Raw genomic sequence first — 18,595 nt, forward strand, 5'->3', positions numbered from 1 at the left:
GCGCTATTGTGGCGCCATGGTCGCCCCCGCGTACATGCCCAAGGAAAAAGGCTTCCCGCCCACGCTGGTGGACCAGGCGCTGGACGATGCACTGGCCTCCAGCGCGGCGGTGCCGGTGCTGGCCCTCAGTGGACTGCAGGGCAGCGGCAAATCCACCCTCGCCAGGCAGATGGTGCAGCGCGCCCGGATGAGGGGACTGCACGCAGCCACGCTCAGCATCGATGATGTTTACCTGCCGCGCGTGCACCGCCAGCGTCTCGCCCGCACGGTCCACCCGCTGCTGGTCACCCGGGGTCCGCCGGGCACGCATGATCTGCCGCTGGCCCATGAGGTGTTCGATGCCGTGCAGAGCAGACGGCCGATCGCGCTGCCGCGTTTTGACAAGCTGGCCGATGAGCGGCTGCCCACCACACAGTGGCCACGTGTGCAGCGCCCATTGGATCTGCTGGTATTCGAGGGCTGGTTTCTCGGCACCCCGGCCGAGCACGATGAAGCTGCGTTGCAGGAACCGCTGAACGCGCTGGAGCGCGAGGCCGATGCGGACGGCGTATGGCGCCGGTGGTGCAATGCACGTCTGGCCGGCGACTACCCCGCTCTATGGCAGCGCTGTGATCGGCTGTGGTTTCTGCAGCCGCCAGGATTTGCCGTCGTGCCGCGATGGCGCTGGCAGCAGGAACAGGCGCTGCAGGCGGCCCAGCCTGGGCGGAGCGGAATGACCCGCCCGCAGCTGGAACGTTTCGTCCAGTACTACGAACGGGTCAGTCGGCTGGCGCTGCGCAGCCTGCCGTTACTTGCTGATCGCGTGGTGCCGCTGGACGGCGAGCGACGCGTAGCAGACGGACGGGCAGCAGAAGTCAATCCACCAGGAACGTCACCCGCAGATTGACGCGCCACTCGCGGATGCTGCCATCGGCTGCCGTCACCACCTTGGTTTCGTTGATCCAGGCGCCCTGGATGTTCTTGACCGTTTCGGCGACCTTCTTGAGGCCGGTACGCACCGCTTCTTCCACACTGGTGCTGGAAGAGGCGTTGACTTCGATGATCTTGGCAACCGTCATTCGCGTGTTTCCTGCTGTGCGCGGGCCATTCCCGCCGTCCCGACGTTGACGTGAAGGATGTAAACAGCGCGCCACAGTGGCGTTAGCGCGGATGTGGACGTGCGCGGTCGGATCAGGACCGCAGTCAGGCTCAGCGCGCATCGGCGCGCGCCTGCGGCTGCGCGATCTGACGCCATCGCACTGCGGATCAGACATGCGGCCACCGGCCCGATTCAGATTCAATTAAAACCATCACCTCCAGGCACGGCTTCCAGCCCCCTGTGGCCTGGCGGGGATCGCCACGGCTGTTGTCGCGGTCGAATGCAGTCAACCATCCGGTTTCCATCCGCCACCTCAGCCGCCTCTCCAATGGATCCCCTGAGCGAGCCACCCCGTTCCGCCAGCACCCTCGACGACCTGCGCAGGCGCCTGCGCAAGGCGTGGGCTGCAAGCACCCGCCACAACGAACGCCACGCGCACCACATGGCGCAGCACCTCAGAAAGGCCGACAAGGTCCGCCATCCCGGCAGTGCAGCAATGAAGACCGGCTCGCTGCAGGCGGGTCTGGAAACCGGACTGCCCGGCCTGTCGTTCGGGGTGCAGGTTTCGGCCGGACTTGCGCGCTCGCAGGGACTGCAGACCTACGCAACGCTGGAAGTGGCCAGCGCGGTCAGCCACACCTTCAGCGCGCGCGGCGGCGGCGAAATCAATGTTGCAGCCGGCGTGGTGCGCATCGGCGCCGAGGGCGGTTACGTGCACAGCCGGACCGATGCCCTGGCCGCCGATTCGCCGGAGCACCATGCGCACCTGCAGGCCGACGCCGCAGTGCGTGCGGTCACCCGGCGCAGGGGTTGGCGTGACCGCCTGCGCTCGATCTTCGGCCTGAAACCACGCGCGCACGACGTCGACGCGCATCGTCGCCTCGAGCTGCTGCTGCAGCACCCGCAGGCGCGGGACGCCGCGCCGGAGCTGTTCGACACTGCGGCCCTGCCACGCCCCCCTACGCCGGTGGCGCCAGCCATCACGGTGGTGGTGGACAGCACCACATACGATCTGCAGGGTACGGCGGCAGCCCTGGGACTGGACGGCTCGGTCAGCGGGTCGCGCAACGCCACCGATGTGAGCCTGGATATCCCGGTCTGGCTGCCCGCACATACGTTGTCGGCCACCGAGCATGCGGTGCTGCTGCCGGCCATGATGCAGCGACTGCAGCGATCTTTCGGCCAGTCCACTGGCCGCAACGGGCACTCGGCGGCGGCGCAGGCGCGCGCGCTGTTCGCTGAACCGCCTGCGGGTGCTGTGGCCCTCACCCCGGCCTGCCGCCTGCTGGATGCGCTTGAGACCGAGTTCGAACATCTGCAACAGCTGGCACGGGTCCGTGCCAGTGGGATCGAGCGCACGCAGGTCGATGCGATCGAGGCCAGCCTGTTCCGCGACTGGGGCGCCGGCTCGCTGCGCGAAACCTTGACCCGCCTGCATCAGACTGCAGAGACCCTGATGCTCGCCCTGGACCCGCGCCACGCAGGGGGCACGGCGGACGGCGTGGAGGCGCATGCGCGGCTTGGCGTTCTGCTCACCGCGATCCACGACGGCTTCGGCAGGGAGTTCGGCCCGGGCGCGCTGCTCGATCTGTACGCCTCCCAGCCGGCCGAGCAGCACTCGCGCAGCACCACCTATCGCTTGAGCGGCGGCTACGGGGCGCACGGCCTGGGCGCCGAGGCCGGCCTGCAGGTCAGCGTCGGACGTGAAGAAAACTACAACCCGATGCGCCACGGCCGCTTCATCGAAGTGGCGATCAACGGCAGCGGTCAGTTCGATCCAGCGCGCCTGACACGCAGCGTGGCCAGCCTGGCAGGTGAGCCGGCAGGCCGCATCGCGCAGGTGATGACACCTGCGATCGGCGCTGGCGCCCGCGCCGATGCCACGGTGACCACGCGCAGCTTCAAACCCGATTACCTGCGCGAGGCCGCGTTTTCCGCGCGGGACAATGCCTTCGGTCTCGAGCAGATTCGTGCCCAGTACAGCCGCAGCGGCGGGCTCCATCCCAGTGCCCGCCTGCCCGTGGCGCCAGGTCTGACTATCGCGCTCGGCGGCGGAGGCGCACATGCCACCACGCGTGCGTTCGCTCCGGACAGCTTCGGCGACAGCTTCTGGGGGGCTTCGCTGGTGCGCTATGCCGCCATGCAGGGGCAAAGCCATCAGCACCGCGATCCATGGCAACGCATGGTCAACGACCACGCGCCCTCACTGCTGAAGCAGGCACAGGCATTGGCGGCAGACCAGGGCAGCAGTCGCCGGCAAGCCGAATACTGGATGGCCAGATCACCCTCTGCCGACGACGCGCGCGATCGGCAGCGGCTCGACGCGCTGGTCGCGCTCTGCAGAGAGCAGCCGCTTCCGCGCGATCCCCAAGCTCCCCGCTCGGCAACGGTCCTGGCGGGCCTGAAGGATATCTACGACCAGATGGCCGCCGGCATGGCCGCCGAACAGGCCCGGTCGCCGCTGATGGGCGCGCTCGCCCTGCGCGACGGCCCCGGTGTGCGGCCTGCCACGCGCGGCATGTCGCGCTGACGCGTCAGGGTCGGCGCACCCATGCGACCCGGCGCTACAGCGCCGGGGAGCCTGGCCGCGTGCCCGGAGGTGGTAGCATCAGCGTCGATGAATCCTGCTCCGAACCTGATCCTGATCGGCCCGATGGGCGCTGGCAAGACCTGCATCGGCCGCCGTCTGGCCGAGCGCTTCACGCTGCGTTTCGTCGACGCCGACCAGGCCATCGTCGATACCGCCGGCGCCAGCATCGCGAGCATTTTCGAACACTCCGGCGAGGCCGGTTTCCGCCAGTATGAGCATCAGGTACTGACCGGGCTGCTGCAGCACAGCGGCCAGCTGATCTCCACCGGCGGCGGTGCGGTGCTTGACGCGCGCAACCGTGAGCAGATGGCGCGGCGTGGCTTCATCGTGCACCTGCATGTCAGTGTGCCGGTGCAGCTGGAACGACTGGCGCGCGACAAGGTGCGGCCGCTGCTGCAACGCCCTGACCGCGAGCAGGTGCTCACCACCCTGGCTGCCCACCGCGACCCGCTGTACCGCCAACTGGCCGACCTTTCCCTTGATACCGACGCGCACACCGCTGCCGATGCCACCGCCCACCTGGTGGTGCGGCTGGCGCAGCAGTGGCAGCGACAGGACCTGCCCGCATGACCCCCACCTCCCCGCTGAAGGTCGCCGTTGGTGGCGCCCAGCCCTATTCCATTGCCATTGGTCCCGGCGTCCTCGGGCAGGGCGCCGCACTGGCCGCCCATGTGCGTGGCCGCCACGTGCTGCTGCTCAGCGACAGCGAGGTGGCCCCGCTCTATCTCGACACCCTGCGCACCTGCCTGCTTGCCGCGCGCCCCGACCTGGAGATCGGCCAGTACGTGCTGCAGGCCGGCGAAGCCTCCAAAACCCTGCAGGAGTTTGCCAACGTCATCCAGGCGCTGGCGGCGCTGGGGGCCACCCGCGATGCCTGCGTGTTCGCGCTGGGCGGCGGCGTGGTCGGTGACCTCGGTGGCTTTGCTGCTGCCTGCTGGATGCGCGGTGTGGACTGCGTGCAGCTGCCTACTTCGCTGCTGGCCATGGTGGATTCCTCGGTGGGCGGCAAGACGGCGGTGGACATCCCGGCAGGCAAGAACCTGGTCGGCGCATTCCATCCGCCACGCGCCGTGTTTGCCGACACCTCCGTGCTGGCGACGTTACCGCCACGCGAGCTGCGAGCCGGCCTTGCCGAGGTGGTCAAGTACGGCGCGCTCGGCGATGCAGGCTTCCTCGCCTGGCTGGAGCAGCATGCCGAGGCCCTGCTCGCCGGCGACCAGGCCGCGCTGGCCGAAGCCATTGCGTGCAGTTGCACGCACAAAGCGGCCATCGTCGAACGTGATCCGCTGGAGAAAGGCGAGCGCGCCCTGCTCAATCTCGGCCACACCTTCGGCCATGCCATCGAAACCGAACAGGGCTATTCGGCGCCTGGCCGCGATGCGCTCAATCACGGCGAAGCAGTAGCAGTGGGCATGGTGCTGGCGGCCGCGCTGTCCGCGCGTCTGGGCCTGGCCGACGCTGCAGACGCCCAGCGCCTGCAGCAGCTGCTGCTGCGGCTGCAGTTGCCGGTGCGCATCCCCGCCGGGTTGGACCCGCAGGCGCTGCTGGCGCGGATGCGCCTGGACAAGAAGAACGTCGCCGGTCAGCTGCGGCTGGTGCTGTGGCGGGGCGTCGGCCGCGCCGAGGTGATCAGCGGCGTGGACGAGGCCGACGTGCTTGCGGTGCTGGCCGCCGGCTGAGCCGGCATGCGCTGCGGACGGCCCAGCCACACCCGGGCCGCTACAATTGGCCGACCGATGCATCCGTTTTCCGAAGGAACGCCAACCGTGACCCCTCCTCTTCGCAATGATCGTCTGCTGCGCGCCCTGCGCCGCGAACCGGTGGACCAGACCCCCGTCTGGCTGATGCGCCAGGCCGGCCGCTACCTGCCCGAGTACCGCGCCACGCGCGCCAGGGCCGGCAGCTTCCTGGCCATGGCCAAGAACCCGGAGATCGCCTGCGAAGTCACCCTGCAGCCGCTGCGCCGCTTCCCGCTGGATGCGGCGATCCTGTTTTCCGACATTCTCACCGTGCCCGACGCGATGGGGCTGGAGCTGTACTTCGTCGAAGGTGAAGGTCCCAAGTTCCGCCATCCGGTGCGCGACGAGGCCGCCATCGCGCGGCTGGGCGTGCCGGACATGGAGCAGGACCTGGGCTATGTGATGGATGCGGTACGGGTAATCCGCCGTGAACTGGACGGCCAGGTGCCGCTGATCGGTTTCTCCGGCAGCCCATGGACGCTGGCCTGCTACATGGTCGAGGGCGGCGGCAGCAAGGACTTCGCACGCATCAAGGCGATGGCCCTGAACCATCCCCAGGCACTGCACCGCCTGCTGGAGGTCACCACCACGGCGGTCATCGCCTACCTGGGCGCGCAGCGCGCGGCCGGTGCGCAGGCCCTGCAGGTCTTCGATACCTGGGGTGGCGTCCTTTCGCCCGCCATGTACCGCGAATTCTCGCTGCGCTACCTGCAGCGCATCGCCGCAGAGCTTGACCGCGGCCAGGGCAGCGAACGCACCCCGCTGATCCTGTTCGGCAAGGGTACCGGCCTGCATCTGGAAGCACTTTCGCAGACCGGGGCCGATGCCCTCGGCCTGGACTGGACGCTGGACCTGGAGACCGCGGTGTCCCGCACCGGCGGCCGTGTCGCCCTGCAGGGCAACCTTGACCCGACCACGCTCTATGCCAGCCCGGAGCGCATCACCCACGCGGTCGGCCAGGTGCTCGACAGCTACGCCGCCGGCAACGGCGGCTCGCGCGAGGGGCATGTGTTCAACCTTGGCCACGGCATGTCGCCGGACATGGACCCGGCGCACGTGCAGGTACTGGTCGATGCCGTTCATGCCCTGAGCAGGCGCTGAGGCCCTGCCCTACCCGAGGTCACGGCGGCTGTTGATCGCGCCGTGATCGTCGTTGCGCGATCATCCTGTCCCCCGCTGCAGAAGAGTTGCCCGATGTCCGCCCCCTACGCCACGATCCGCCCCCTGCTCTGGCTGGTGTCGCTGGCGATCTTCATGCAGATGCTTGATGCCACCATCGTCAACACGGCATTGCCGGCAATGGCGCGCAGCCTGGGCGAAAGCCCGCTGCAGATGCAGTCGGTGGTGTTCAGCTACGCATTGGCGGTGGCAACCTTCATTCCCGCCTCGGGCTGGATCGCCGACCGCTACGGCACCCGGCGTACCTTCCTGGCCGCCATCGTGCTGTTCACCCTCGGCTCGCTGGCCTGTGCCCTGGCGCAGCAGCTGGGCCAGCTGGTGGCTGCGCGCGTGCTGCAGGGCATAGGCGGGGCGATGCTGCTGCCGGTGGGGCGGCTGGCGGTGATGCGCTCGGTGCCGCGCGAGGATTTCCTGCGCGCGATGAGCTTCATCGCCATTCCCGCGCTGATCGGGCCGCTGATCGGCCCGACCCTGGGCGGCTGGCTGGTCGAGATCGCCAGCTGGCACTGGGTCTTTCTGATCAACCTGCCGATCGGGGTGCTCGGGTTACTGGCCGCGACCCGCATCATGCCCGACCATTACGCTGCCCGTCAGGTGAAGTTCGATCTGCGCGGCTACGTGATGCTGGCCTTCGGCATGGTCGCGCTGTCGCTGGCACTGGACGGCATCTCCGCCGTCGGAACGCCGCACGCCCTGGTGATGCTGATGACGCTGGCCGGTCTGGCCGCGCTGGTGGGTTACTGGCTGCACGCGGCCAACGCGACAGCTCCCCTGTTCTCACTGGCCCTGTTCCGCGTGCCCAGCTATCGCATCGGCATTCTGGGCAACCTGTTCTCGCGCATCGGCAGCAGCGCGATGCCGATGCTGATCCCGCTGCTGTTGCAGGTGGGCCTCAGCCTGGGCCCGATGACCGCCGGCCTGATGATGGTGCCGGTGGCCGCCGCCGGCATGGTGTCCAAGAAAGCCGCGGTCAGGCTCGTGGAACGGTACGGCTATCGGCGCGTGCTGATGGTCAACACCGTGCTGGTGGGCATTGCGATGGCCAGCTTCGTGCTGATGACCCCCGACCAGCCGCTGGCGTGGCGGCTGGTGCAGCTGGCCCTGTTCGGCGCGGTCAACGCCCTGCAGTTCACGGTCATGAACACCGTGACCCTGCGCGATCTGGATGCTGAATCGGCCAGCGCCGGCAACAGCCTGCTGTCGATGGTGATGATGCTGGCCGCCGGCTTCGGTGCCGCCGCCGCCGGCAGCCTGCTGGCCGCCTTCGGCACCCATCTGGACGCCCACAACGCCACCGCCGCCCTGCATGCCACCTTCATCTGTGTCGGCGCCATCACCCTGACCTCGACGCTGATCTTCTGGCAGCTCCCCGACACCGGCCCCGAACCCCGCGAGGTCGAAGAAGTCGCCGAGTAAGCGGCTACGGGCGCGGCAGCGCAAAGCCAACGTCAAGAGCGTGACGACCAACGGTCGTCACCTACCGACAACCCCGCCCAGCGAGCACTGTTGCTGTTGCTGTTGCTGTTGCTGTTGCTTGAAGCGGGTGACGGGCGGCAGCGCAAAGCCAGCGTCAAGGGCGTGACGACCAACGGTCGTCACCTACCAAAGCAGTTGCCGTCCATCGTGATCTGTCGAAGGTGGGGCGGTGCGGGTTCGTGGGGGTGTCGAGCGCCATGGATGGCGCGAAACAAGGCCCGCAGGACGCAGTTGTTGCCGTCCCCCGCGAACCCGCAACACCCCGCCAGCTCGCAGAGCCCCGCCCAGCCAGCGCTGCTGCTGTTGCTGTTGCTGTTGCTGTTGCTGTCGCTTGAAGCGGGTGACGGGCGTCAGCGCAAAGCCAACGTCAAGAGCGTGACGACCAACGGTCGTCACCTACCGAGGGTGACGGGCGGCAGCCCGTCAGCGCCCCATCGCCCGGGCAATCGCCGCCGCCAGCAACTCCCCGGTCACCGGCTTGCGCAGGAACCCCTGCATGCCCGCCTCGGCCACCCGCTCAGCCAGATCCGCATCGGTCCGCGCCGTCACCGCCAGCAGCGGCAACCCGTAGCCCTGATTGCGCAGATGCATCGCCAGATCGAACCCGCTCAGGCCCGGTAGATCCAGATCCAAAAGCCCCAGATCGAATGCACCGCTGACCATCTCCCTCAGCGCGGCCAACGCATGCTCCGCATGCACGACCTCATGACCACGCGCGCGCAGCAACCCGGTCACCACGTCGGCCACCGTCGGATCATCTTCCACCAGCAGCAGCCGCAAGCCCACATCGGCCTGCACCAACGGCGAAGCTTCGGCCATCGGCGCGGGTGCTTCCAGCGGCGGCGCCTCGGCCAGCGCCAGTGGCAATCGCACGGTAAAACACGTGCCGCGGCCAAGCTGGCTTTCCACGGCGATGGTCCCGCCCATCGCCTGGACCAGCTCCCGGCTGATCGCCAGGCCCAGTCCACTACCGCCGTACTGTGCAGCAGTACGTGCGCCATCGCCCTGCTCGAACCGGCGGAACAGCCGCTTCTGCTGCTCGCCTCCAATGCCCGGCCCCGTGTCCTCCACCTCGAAACGCAGCCCCGTCCCGCCCGGACCCGGCCTGGCGCGTAGCGTCACCTGCCCGCGCTGGGTGAATTTGAGCGAATTGCCGAGCAGGTTCAGCAGCACCTGACGCACACGCAGCAGATCTCCCGTGGCGACGACCCCGACCGGCAAGTCATTTTCGAGCACGAAGCGCAGCTGCTTCTGCTCGGCCAGCGGCGCCATCAGCTGCTGCACATCGGCCAGCAGCAGGTCCAGGGCGAACGGCTGCGACTGCAGCTCCAACCGTCCGGACTCGATGCGCGCCAGATCCAGCGCCTCGTTGACCAGCAGCAGCAGATGCTCACCGGCCATGCGGATCGATTCGGTATAGGTGCGTTGCTGCGGGTCCAGAGCAGACGCCAGCAGCAGCTCGCTCATGCCGAGCACCCCGGTCATCGGCGTGCGGACTTCATGGCCCAGATTGGCCAGGAAGCGGGTTTTTGCCGCCGACGCCTGTTCGGCCACGTCCTGCATGTGCAACGCCATCTGGTAGGCATGGCGGCGCTGCAGGCGGCGCCGGTACAGCCAGGCGAACCAGCTCACCAGCAGCAGGCCAAGCCCGCTGAGCAGCAGCAGGCCGGGCGCGCTGCGCCACCACGGCGGCAGAACCTGGAAATGCAGGGTCTGCACCTTGGACCAGACCTGGTCTGCGCTGCGTGCCTGCACCTGCAGGGTGTAGCGGCCCGGCGGCAACCGGGAGAACACACGCTCGCCATTGCTGTCGCCGTCCACCCAGTCCGGGTCGTACCCGTCCAGGCGGTAGCGGTACAGCACTGCCGCCGCATCGGTAAAGGACAACAGGCGGCTGACGATATGCAGGTCACGGTCGGTATCACCGATCTGGATCTGCGCATCGCCGGTCAACTCAACGACCTGTTCGCCACGGGTCACCTCCACCCGCTCGATCACCAGCGGCGCGGCGTAGGTCGACGGGCGCACGCGCCGCGGGTCGAACACCACCACCCCGGCGGGCGTGCCGGCCACGATACGTCCGCCTTCAGCAAGCAGCGTGTTCTGCCGGAACTCCTGGCTGCGCAGGCCGTCGTGCACGCCGTACAGGCGCACGCGCCCCTGTGCCGGATCCACCCGCAGCAATCCACGCAGGCTGGTCACCCACACGATGCCTTCTTCGTCCTCGAGCAGGCCATTGGCCGCGATGGCCGGGTAGCCCTGGGTGCTGCTGATCACCTGCTGCGCCTGCAGGACGTCGTCCTGCCAGAGATAGCTGGACAGGCGGCCCTCCTGCGACATCCAGACACGGCCACTGCTGGAGATGCTGACCGCCTGCACCGCGGTACCCGGCGCACCCGGTACAGGGACGAACGCGTGCTGCGCCGGTTGCCAGCGCTGCAACCCGTGGCTGCCCATCAACCAGGGCTGGCCGTCGGGACCGCACAACAGGTCGATGTTGAGCTGGCCCGGTGGCAATCCGCCCTGTCCCAGCAGGTGCTGCATCTGCAGCCGCCCGTCCAGGTCTCGTGCCTGCACACCCCCGGTGGAGAGCGTCCAGACGGTGCCTGAACAGATCGCGATGGCGTCGATGTTGCCTTCCAGCGCCGCGTCCTTGCCGGACTCGTCGTCCCAGCGCCGCATCTGCCGCGTATGTGGGTCATAGCGCAGCAGCGTATCGGCCGACCCGATCCAGACCCGGCCCCGCGGGTCTTCGGCCACCGCGCCAAGCCAGTGGGTGCCGTTGACGAACGCGCCATGCTGCTCGATGCGTCCGCTGACCGGGTCGAACCGGTCTAGCGCACCCTGCGTGCCCACCGCCCACACGCCCCCTCCCGCCGACGCCGCGGTACCCAGCACGTAGCCATTGCGCAGCGAAGCCGGGTCATCCTCCAACCGGGACATCAACGAAAACTGCCACCAGCGCGGCAACAGCCGCCACAGTCCCGCATTGCCGCTGGCCAGCCAGACACCTCCTTCACGGTCGGCAAAGGCCCCGGTCCAGTTCGGTCGCACCCGCCCGCGCGAGAGCACGCTGTACAGCGGCACCGGCTGGTAGCGTCCCTGGACGCCCATGCCCAGCCCGGAGCGGGTATCGAGCCAGTAATTGCCCTGGCCATCGTGCAGCATCATGCCCAGCAGCGCATCGCCCTCGGGCAGGGTCCAGGGCAGCGGCTCGAAACGGCCATCTGCCCGACGCACGATGGGCCCGGCGGCCGTGCGGATCCACAGGCTGCCGTCCGGGTCGGTGGTCAGCCCGGTGATGGCAACATGGCCGATGCCCGGCAGCGCCACGCGCTCGAAATCGTGTCCGGTCCAGCGCGCCAGTCCGCGACGGGTGCCGGCCCACAGGCTGCCGTCCACCAGCGTGGCCAGGAAGGGCACCGTGTTGGACGGCAGACTGCGCTCGTTGTCCGGCTCAGGCAGGAAGCGCTGCACCTGGTCATTGCTGTCGATGCGGTACAGGCCGCCTTCGTAAGTGCCGAACCACACCGCGCCATCGGCGGTGGAGGCCAGGCTCCACACCGTATTGCTGGCCATCACCGGCTGGGTCTTGCGATCAAAGAAGGTGCGTTGCCGACGGTCCGGCGACAACCGCACCACGCCGGCGTTTTCCGTGCCCAGCCAGAGACGGTTGCCGGCGTCGGCCAGCACGGTCCAGAACTGGTTGTCGCCCAGACCGTCCTCGGCCCGCCAGACACGGTAGCTGCGCCCATCAAAGCGGGCCAGGCCGTCGTTGGTGGCAATCCAGAGGTAACCGAGCTGATCCTCGGCAATATGGTTGACCGTGCTTGAGGGCAGACCGTCGAAGGCGCTCAGCTGGCGCGGCGTCGGTGGCGCCGGCTGCGCGGCGCCCGGACCGATCGCGCCGGCGATGAGCAGCGCGCCCCCCAGCATCCACAGGCCGCGTGCCAGCCAGCGCCGGGCGCGCGAGGCGGATACGCGATACATCGACACGGCGGCCTGGGGTTCAACGAAGGCAGACATGCTATGGATCATGCCCGATCAGACGATGCCGCGCCCGAAGCGCGCACGGGCAATGGCATCGATCAGCATGTCACCGGTCACCGGTTTACGCAGGAAGCCATCGAATCCGGCGGCCAGAACCTCCGCCTCGGCGTAGGCGTCCGAGCGCGCGGTCACTGCCACCAGCGGCAACTCGTGCCCCTGCGCGCGCAGCTGCCGCGCGATGGCGGTGCCATCGAGCACGGGCAGGTCCAGATCGAGCAGGCCGACGTCGAAACGCCCGGTCGCCACCTCCGACAGCGCGGCCAGCCCATGCACGACATGGACTACGGTGTGCCCACGTGCCCCGAGCAGCCCACTCACGACGTCGGCCACCGTCGGGTCATCTTCCACCAGCAGCACACGCAACGGCGGCAGCATCAAGGCGGGGCTGGCGAGCTCCGCCGCTGGCACCTCGTCCACGCGCCATGGCAGGGGCAGGTAGACCTCGAAGCGGCTTCCCTGGCCAGGCGCGCTGTGCACAGCGATGCTGCCCCCCATGGCCTGGCTCAGTTCCTGGCAGATCGCCAGCCCCAGCCCGCTGCCGCCGTAGCGCGCGGCTCCAGATTGGCCGTGGCCCTGCTCGAAGCGCTCGAACAGGCGTACCTGCTGCTCGGCGCTGATGCCAGGACCGGTATCGAAGACCACGAAGGTGATCCCTGCACCATCGGCACCAGGCTGCGTGTCCAAGCCGACATGGCCGCGTTCGGTGAACTTGATGGCATTGCCAAGCAGGTTCATCAGCACCTGGCGGATACGCATCTCGTCACCGACCACCGCCAGCCCCTGCAATCGCGCACCGCGTTCAAACCGCAGCCCGCGGCGCTGCGCGATGGGCTCCATCAGGCCCTGCACCTGGCACAGCAGTCGACTGATGTCGAAGGTGGTCAGCTCCAGCTGCAACCGACCTGCTTCGATCCGTGCCAGATCCAGCGTGTCGTTGACCAGCCGCAGCAGATGCGTGCCGGCCTTGTGGATCGCATCGGCATAGCCGCGCTGACGCTCGTCGAGCGGCGAGTCGAGCAGGAGCTCGCTCATCCCCAGCACCCCGGTCATCGGCGTGCGCACCTCATGGCCGAGCGTGGCCAGGAAGTTGCTCTTGGCCTGCGAGGCCTGTTCGGCCAGCTGCTGCTTGTGCAGCGTGAGCTGCCACTGCTGCCGTCGCCGCAGCCGCAGCCGCACATACCAGAAGGCCACCGCCAACAGCAGCACGCCGCCGATCGCATACAGCAGCATCGCTGCGCCGCTGCGCCACCACGGCGGCTGCACCTGCACGTGCAGCAGCTTCGAAGCGCCCCAGCTGCCGCTGGCGGTGCGCGCCTGCACTTCGATGCGGTAATCGCCGGCGGGCAGCCGGGAGATCGTGCGTTCGCCATCGGCCCCCTGCACCACCCAGTTGAGGTCATAACCGGGCACGCGGAACCGGTACTGGTTGCCGGGCGGGTCCACGAACGACATCAGCCGCGCGGTGATGCGCAGGTCGCGATCATCCGGCCCGAGTACCACGGTGTCCTTTGGCGGCAACGCCTCCCACTGGGCTGCATCATGACGGCGAACCGCCACCGCGCCCAGGTCAAGCCCCGCCGCCGGCAGTGTTGCATCGGGGACAGCAGGATCGAAGCCGACCAGACCCGTCCGGCTCACGGCCAGCACACGGCCGCGCGCGTCCACGGCCGGCGGACGGCCGGTGAACTCCGCATCGGGCATGCCATCACGCTCGCCATAGCGGCGCAGCTGTTGGGCCGGGATATCCCAGCGCAGCAGACCACGCGGCGTCGTCGCCCACAGCTGGCCATTGCCGCCCAGCACCAGCCCGCCCATGCTCACCGCCGGCACACCCTGCTCTGCCCCGACGCGCTCGCGCAGGGTGAGCGCCAGGCCGTCCCACTCGTAGCGCTCAAGCGCGCCCTCGCGCGCCAGCCAGAGTGTAGTGGCGCTCTCCCAGACAAGGTCATAGATGCTGCCGCGCGAGACCCCGGGCACCGCAACGAACGCGTCGTCCTGCAGCCGCAGCACGCCAAGCCCATCCACCAGCCACGGCTGGCCGCGCGCATCAAACCGGATCTGCTCTACCGGCGAATCCGCATTGCCACGCAGCACGGTAGCCGGAAACTCGCGCAGCACGCGGCCATCGGCGCCACGCTGCTGCACGCCATGATTCATCACCGACACCCACACACTGCCATCAGGTGCCTGCCGCAGCAGGTCGATGCGCTGCCGCATGTCGGCGCCGCCGTGGATCAACCAATCCCGGTAGCGCCCCGTACGTGGATCATAGGCGGTCAGGCGACCGGCACGCCCCAGCCAGAGTGTGCCATCCGGCCGCGGCAGCACCGACCAGATGGCACCGCCACCGACCTGCTCGTCGCTGGCCAGCAGCGCAAGCGTGCCATCGGCACGCAGGCGGTAGACACCGTGCGCGGCACCGACGAAGAAATCATGTCCGTCGCTGGCGGCGGTCAGCAGGTACTGGCTTTCCAGCGGCTTGCCGTCGAGCTGGTACCAGGTGGCAAAGCGCTGCCAGTCCGGCGGCAGATAGGCCACACCCTGGGTGAGCAGGGCGATCCAGATACCCCCTTCGCGGTCCTGCAGCAGATCCAGCACACCGCTCTGTGCGGTGAGGAAGCCGCTGCCGGTATCGGCATCGAGCTGGCGCAGCTGCTGCCCGTTCCAGCGCTGCAGCCCGCTGGAACTGCCCACCCACGCCCCGCCCCGTCGGTCGGCGAGCACCAGGGCCGCATTGGGCTGCTGCCTGCCCAGCCAGGCCAGCGCCTGCACGCTGTCATCCGGGTTGATCTGCAGAACGCCTTCACCGAAGGTGCCGGCCCAGATCCCGCCCTGCGGGTTGCGGCCCAGACGCAGCACTGGCAGGGCGCCGAGGCGGGCGGCGGCCACCCGCTCGAAGCGGGTTCCGTTCCAGCGCACCACGCCGGCCTCGGTGCCAAACCACAGCCGCCCTTGATCATCGACCAGACTGCTGTAGATCGTGTCGCTGGGCAGACTGGCCGGATCGCCGGGCGCATGCCGGAACACGAGCAGGCTGCCATCGGCGCCACGGCGGCAGATGCCGCCACTGCTCGTGCCCAGCCATAACGCGCCTTCGGCCTCGGCCAGGGTCCAGACCTGCCCCTGGCAGACGTCGTTGATGTCGACAATCGGCTGGAAGCGACCGCGCTCACGGTCCATGCGTACCAGGCCGATGCCATTGATGCCGAGCCAGACCGTGTCGTTGCGGTCCACCAGCATCGTCTCGATCTCGTTGCCCGGCAGTGATCCCGGCACCTGGGGATCATGCCGCCAGGCCTGCATCCCTACCCCATCGTAGCGGGCCAGTCCGCCGTCGGTGGCGATCCATATCCCGCCCACGCGGTCCTGGGCCAGGCCCACGACCATGCGCGAGGGCAACCCCTCGGCCATGCCGAAGCGACGCAGCCGTGGCGTCTCCGGCACGTCCAGTGCCGCCGCCTGTGCCGCTTTGGGCCCGCAGAGCAGGAGCAGCAGCAGGACGAACACCCGTCGCCGGCGCACAAACATCGCGAACATGATTTACCCCCTGGTAACCGCCCGATTGTCACACAGGCCTGACGCCGCGTCCCCGCGAGGACGGACACTGCCCATCGCAGCGCGGCCCTGGCCGCGGCGAACATACGATTGCCGCCATGGACTGTTGCAACCGTGGCGCTGCCCGCGAGCGTGCGACCGTGCGTATCATCCCTCCATCGAAACGGAGCTGCCCTGATGCATCGTCCCCTGCTTCCAGCGCTGCTGCTGGGCCTGTTGCCCCTGACCGGCTGGGCCGCTGCGGATACCTATCGCCTGGACCCCGTGCACACCCGCGTGCTGTTCGCCATCGACCACGCCGGGTATTCGCAGGCGCTGGGCACGGTCTCCGGCAGCGAGGGCGTGCTGCGCTTCGACCCGGACCACTGGGAAGCAGCCACGCTCGAGGTCACCGTGCCACTGCAGCGGCTGGAGCTCGGCGACGCCAAGTGGAACCAGGCGACGCTGGCGCCCAACCTGCTCGACGGTGAGCGCTACCCGCAGGCGCATTTCGTATCCACCACCGTCAAGGCCATCGACGAAAACCGTCTGCAGGTGACCGGCCGCTTGACCCTGCGCGGCGTTACCCGCGATGTCACACTGGATGTCAGCTTCAACGGCACCAGGCGATACCCGCTGCCGCCGTTCCGCCGCACCGCCGGTTTTTCCGCCACCACCACGCTCAGCCGCAGTGCGTTCGGCATGACCGCCTGGTCCAGCCTGATCGGCGATGAAGTGCAGCTGCGCATCGAGGCCGAGGCCAGCCTGGACCGCAGCGCCGCCCCCCCTTCCATCGTTCCCAACGGGAGCCACCTGTGAGCGCACGCAATTCCGTCAACCGCTGGGGCCGTGTCAGCCAGAGTCTGCACTGGCTGATCGCCCTGCTGATCCTCGTCCTGGGTGTCGTCGGCCTGACCATGGGTGAGCTGCCCAGGACGCCGAAATACTTCTGGGTCTACACCGCGCACAAATCGCTGGGCATAGCGGTGCTGGTGCTGGTGCTGCTGCGGCTGGGCTGGCGGCTGTACGCGGGTGCGCCCGCGCCGGTGCCCGGCACACCAACCTGGCAGAAACGTATCGCCGGCGCTACCCACGGCCTGCTGTACGCGCTGATGTTCGCCATTCCACTGTCCGGCTGGTTGTACGACTCGGCCAGTGGTCTGCGCCCGTTCCGCTGGTTCGGCCTGGTGGAGGTTCCCAAGCTCAGCGGGCCTGACCCGCAGGTGGTGGCGATCTCCCACGCCATCCACGAATATGGCTTCTGGCTGCTGATCGCCACGGTACTGGCTCACGCCGGTGCAGCGCTCTACCACCACCTTTACCAGCGCGACACCACGCTGGTACGCATGCTGCCACAGGGTTCGCTCACCTCCCGACAGAAGGACTGAACGATGCGCATCAAACTCGCTTCCCCTGCCACCGTCGCCACCGCGCTCGCCGGCCTGCTGGCCACCGCGCCAGTGCTCGCCGCAGACTACGTGCAGGCGCCCGGCGCCGGCTCCAGCCTGGCGTTCGCCACCAGTTACGACGGCGAAGTCTTCGCCGGCACCTTCCCCGGCTTCACCACCCAGCTGAGCTTCGACCCGGCCAATCCCGGTGCGGGCAGACTGGATGTACGCATTCCGCTGGCCGGCGCTAAGAGCGGCAACAGTGACCGCGACGGCACCCTGCAGGGCGCGGACTTCTTCAATGTCGCCCAGTTCGCCACCGCCCGCTACACCGCCACCGGCTTCCGCAAGGTCGGCGACAACCAGTACGCCGCCGATGGCACGCTCGAGCTGCGCGGCGTGAGCAAGCCGGTCACCCTGACCTTCACCTGGACCCCGGGTACGCAGCCGGTGCTGGCCGGCAAGGCCACCGTCAAACGCCTGGAGTTCGGTGTGGGCGGCGGCGACTGGGCTGACACCGGCACCATCCCGGACGAAACCGCGATCAGCACGCGGGTCAAGTTCAACGCCCGCTGACCGGCCAGGCTCGCCGTGCCTGCGGGCACGGCGAGGCATGCCTGTGGTCGCGCGTTGGCTGTAAAGTCCAGTCCACTGCGGCCATCCCGGCCCGTTCATGGACGAGATTTCCCGATGCGCATGATTCACGGCTGCGCGGCTGTGTTGTTGCTGGCCTGTGGCGCTGTGTACGCCAAGGACCCAGCTCCGGTCTACACGCCCTACCCGATCAATGGCAGCACCGCTGCCGAACTCGACGCGCAGATGCAGGCGCTGGGGCCCAGGCAGCATGACGGCGCACGCTATCCCGGCGGAGCGCAATGGCAGATCAGCTGGGAGTACAGCAGTACCGCGCACGGTTCGCAATGCCGTCTTGGCCAACTGCGGGTGAAGCTCAGCAGCAGCATCACCCTGCCACACTGGCAGCAGCGCGCGCAGGCCGACGACGAGCTCGGCGCGGCGTGGGATGCGTTTCTTGTGCAGCTGGAGCTTCACGAGCAGGGGCACGTGCAGCATGGCCGCGAGGCGGCCGAGGACATCCGCAGGGCGCTCACCGGTTTGAGTGGCAGCTGCAGCACGCTGGACCAGCAGGCGGCCGAGCGTGGCAAGCAGATCATCGCCGCTTACAGTCAGCGCGACATCGAGTACGACGCGCAGACCCGCCATGGCCAGACCCAGGGCGCCGTGCTCGCCTACTGAGGCGGTGCGTAGTGACGGGCCATGCCCGTCATGGGCCCGGCGGGGCAGTGCCCCGCTCTACGAGCACAGCAGCCAGGCCTGCACCGTGGCGGTGTCGAACGGCCAGGCCAGCTCCCGGCCATCGCGCGCGTCGCGCAGTACCGGCACCCGCTCACCGTAGCGCTGCTCCAACTCAGGCTGGCCGTCGATGAACACCAGCTCCACACCCGGTGCCCGCGCCCGCGCCAGCACCTCCAGCGCCAGGTCACACAGATGGCAGTCATCACGCTGGTAGAGGATCAACACCGCCGCGCTCCAGGGACTCAAA

At 68.6% G+C, this 18,595-nt stretch carries 14 protein-coding genes; 10 read left to right on the top strand and 4 right to left on the bottom strand.

What is annotated here, in order from left to right; translation table 11 throughout:
* Positions 1 to 16: 16 nt before the first annotated feature.
* A complete protein-coding gene (locus RZA67_RS11500) occupies positions 17 to 886 on the top strand; it encodes a kinase (RefSeq protein ID WP_317212877.1) in 870 nt (289 codons plus the stop codon).
* On the opposite strand, the gene RZA67_RS11505 is transcribed toward RZA67_RS11500, so the two are convergent.
* Positions 855 to 1,058 carry a dodecin family protein gene (locus tag RZA67_RS11505; RefSeq protein WP_317212878.1) on the bottom strand — a complete coding sequence of 68 codons (204 nt, stop codon included), beginning with the start codon at positions 1,056 to 1,058 and terminating at the stop codon, positions 855 to 857. The two genes, RZA67_RS11500 and RZA67_RS11505, sit on opposite strands and share 32 nt — an antisense overlap.
* Positions 1,059 to 1,406: 348 nt before the next feature.
* On the opposite strand from RZA67_RS11505, the gene RZA67_RS11510 reads away from it, so the two are divergent.
* The 5 genes from RZA67_RS11510 (at position 1,407) to mdtD (ending at position 8,002) form a co-directional block, all read left to right on the top strand.
* Positions 1,407 to 3,608: a hypothetical protein gene (locus tag RZA67_RS11510; RefSeq protein ID WP_317212879.1), complete on the top strand. Its 2,202-nt coding sequence runs from the start codon at positions 1,407 to 1,409 to the stop codon at positions 3,606 to 3,608.
* An 87-nt stretch (positions 3,609 to 3,695) separates the two neighbouring features.
* Complete coding sequence (locus RZA67_RS11515) at positions 3,696 to 4,238, top strand: shikimate kinase (RefSeq protein ID WP_317212880.1); 543 nt, start codon at positions 3,696 to 3,698, stop codon at positions 4,236 to 4,238.
* Positions 4,235 to 5,347 carry a 3-dehydroquinate synthase gene (gene aroB / locus RZA67_RS11520; protein ID WP_317212881.1) on the top strand — a complete coding sequence of 371 codons (1,113 nt, stop codon included), beginning with the start codon at positions 4,235 to 4,237 and terminating at the stop codon, positions 5,345 to 5,347. Before RZA67_RS11515 ends, aroB begins: the two co-directional genes overlap by 4 nt.
* A gap of 57 nt (positions 5,348 to 5,404) precedes the next feature.
* Positions 5,405 to 6,508 carry a uroporphyrinogen decarboxylase gene (hemE, locus tag RZA67_RS11525; RefSeq protein ID WP_317212882.1) on the top strand — a complete coding sequence of 368 codons (1,104 nt, stop codon included), beginning with the start codon at positions 5,405 to 5,407 and terminating at the stop codon, positions 6,506 to 6,508.
* Between the two features lie 93 nt (positions 6,509 to 6,601).
* A complete protein-coding gene (gene mdtD, locus RZA67_RS11530) occupies positions 6,602 to 8,002 on the top strand; it encodes a multidrug transporter subunit MdtD (RefSeq protein WP_317212883.1) in 1,401 nt (466 codons plus the stop codon).
* A 483-nt stretch (positions 8,003 to 8,485) separates the two neighbouring features.
* Here mdtD and RZA67_RS11535 read toward each other — a convergent pair whose 3' ends face one another.
* Positions 8,486 to 11,998, bottom strand: coding sequence for an ATP-binding protein (locus tag RZA67_RS11535; protein WP_317214003.1), 3,513 nt, complete (start codon positions 11,996 to 11,998; stop codon positions 8,486 to 8,488).
* A gap of 108 nt (positions 11,999 to 12,106) precedes the next feature.
* Positions 12,107 to 15,640 (bottom strand): ATP-binding protein, encoded by a 3,534-nt coding sequence (locus tag RZA67_RS11540; protein ID WP_317214005.1) that lies wholly within the window; start codon positions 15,638 to 15,640, stop codon positions 12,107 to 12,109.
* A 204-nt stretch (positions 15,641 to 15,844) separates the two neighbouring features.
* On the opposite strand from RZA67_RS11540, the gene RZA67_RS11545 reads away from it, so the two are divergent.
* From RZA67_RS11545 to RZA67_RS11560, 4 genes are all read left to right on the top strand, one after another.
* On the top strand, positions 15,845 to 16,465 hold the full coding sequence (locus RZA67_RS11545; RefSeq protein ID WP_317212884.1) for a YceI family protein: 621 nt from the start codon (positions 15,845 to 15,847) through the stop codon (positions 16,463 to 16,465).
* The gene (locus tag RZA67_RS11550) at positions 16,462 to 17,034 is read left to right on the top strand and encodes a cytochrome b (protein WP_317212885.1); all 573 of its coding nucleotides are present in this window, start codon (positions 16,462 to 16,464) and stop codon (positions 17,032 to 17,034) included. Before RZA67_RS11545 ends, RZA67_RS11550 begins: the two co-directional genes overlap by 4 nt.
* Before the next feature lie 3 nt (positions 17,035 to 17,037).
* Positions 17,038 to 17,610 (top strand): YceI family protein, encoded by a 573-nt coding sequence (locus RZA67_RS11555; protein WP_317212886.1) that lies wholly within the window; start codon positions 17,038 to 17,040, stop codon positions 17,608 to 17,610.
* 114 nt (positions 17,611 to 17,724) lie between these two features.
* Positions 17,725 to 18,288: a DUF922 domain-containing protein gene (locus tag RZA67_RS11560; protein ID WP_317212887.1), complete on the top strand. Its 564-nt coding sequence runs from the start codon at positions 17,725 to 17,727 to the stop codon at positions 18,286 to 18,288.
* A 57-nt stretch (positions 18,289 to 18,345) separates the two neighbouring features.
* Here the strand turns inward: RZA67_RS11560 and RZA67_RS11565 are convergent, their stop codons facing one another.
* On the bottom strand, positions 18,346 to 18,573 hold the full coding sequence (locus RZA67_RS11565; RefSeq protein WP_317212888.1) for a glutaredoxin family protein: 228 nt from the start codon (positions 18,571 to 18,573) through the stop codon (positions 18,346 to 18,348).
* Positions 18,574 to 18,595: the final 22 nt, after the last annotated feature.

It is taken from the genome of Stenotrophomonas sp. C3(2023) (assembly GCF_032911385.1).
In the GTDB taxonomy this organism is placed as follows: Bacteria; Pseudomonadota; Gammaproteobacteria; order Xanthomonadales; family Xanthomonadaceae; genus Stenotrophomonas.

What these genes read in the sequence shown, in the direction of transcription:
- aroB (WP_317212881.1), top strand. Translation starts at nt 4,235, where the DNA reads ATGACCCCCACCTCCCCGCTGAAGGTCGCCGTTGGTGGCGCCCAGCCC.
- RZA67_RS11545 (WP_317212884.1), top strand. Translation starts at nt 15,845, where the DNA reads ATGCATCGTCCCCTGCTTCCAGCGCTGCTGCTGGGCCTGTTGCCCCTG.
- RZA67_RS11510 (WP_317212879.1), top strand. Translation starts at nt 1,407, where the DNA reads ATGGATCCCCTGAGCGAGCCACCCCGTTCCGCCAGCACCCTCGACGAC.
- RZA67_RS11515 (WP_317212880.1), top strand. Translation starts at nt 3,696, where the DNA reads ATGAATCCTGCTCCGAACCTGATCCTGATCGGCCCGATGGGCGCTGGC.
- RZA67_RS11555 (WP_317212886.1), top strand. Translation starts at nt 17,038, where the DNA reads ATGCGCATCAAACTCGCTTCCCCTGCCACCGTCGCCACCGCGCTCGCC.
- hemE (WP_317212882.1), top strand. Translation starts at nt 5,405, where the DNA reads ATGCATCCGTTTTCCGAAGGAACGCCAACCGTGACCCCTCCTCTTCGC.
- RZA67_RS11560 (WP_317212887.1), top strand. Translation starts at nt 17,725, where the DNA reads ATGCGCATGATTCACGGCTGCGCGGCTGTGTTGTTGCTGGCCTGTGGC.
- RZA67_RS11500 (WP_317212877.1), top strand. Translation starts at nt 17, where the DNA reads ATGGTCGCCCCCGCGTACATGCCCAAGGAAAAAGGCTTCCCGCCCACG.
- RZA67_RS11505 (WP_317212878.1), bottom strand. Translation starts at nt 1,058, where the DNA reads ATGACGGTTGCCAAGATCATCGAAGTCAACGCCTCTTCCAGCACCAGT.
- RZA67_RS11535 (WP_317214003.1), bottom strand. Translation starts at nt 11,998, where the DNA reads ATGCTGGGGGGCGCGCTGCTCATCGCCGGCGCGATCGGTCCGGGCGCC.
- mdtD (WP_317212883.1), top strand. Translation starts at nt 6,602, where the DNA reads ATGTCCGCCCCCTACGCCACGATCCGCCCCCTGCTCTGGCTGGTGTCG.
- RZA67_RS11540 (WP_317214005.1), bottom strand. Translation starts at nt 15,640, where the DNA reads ATGTTTGTGCGCCGGCGACGGGTGTTCGTCCTGCTGCTGCTCCTGCTC.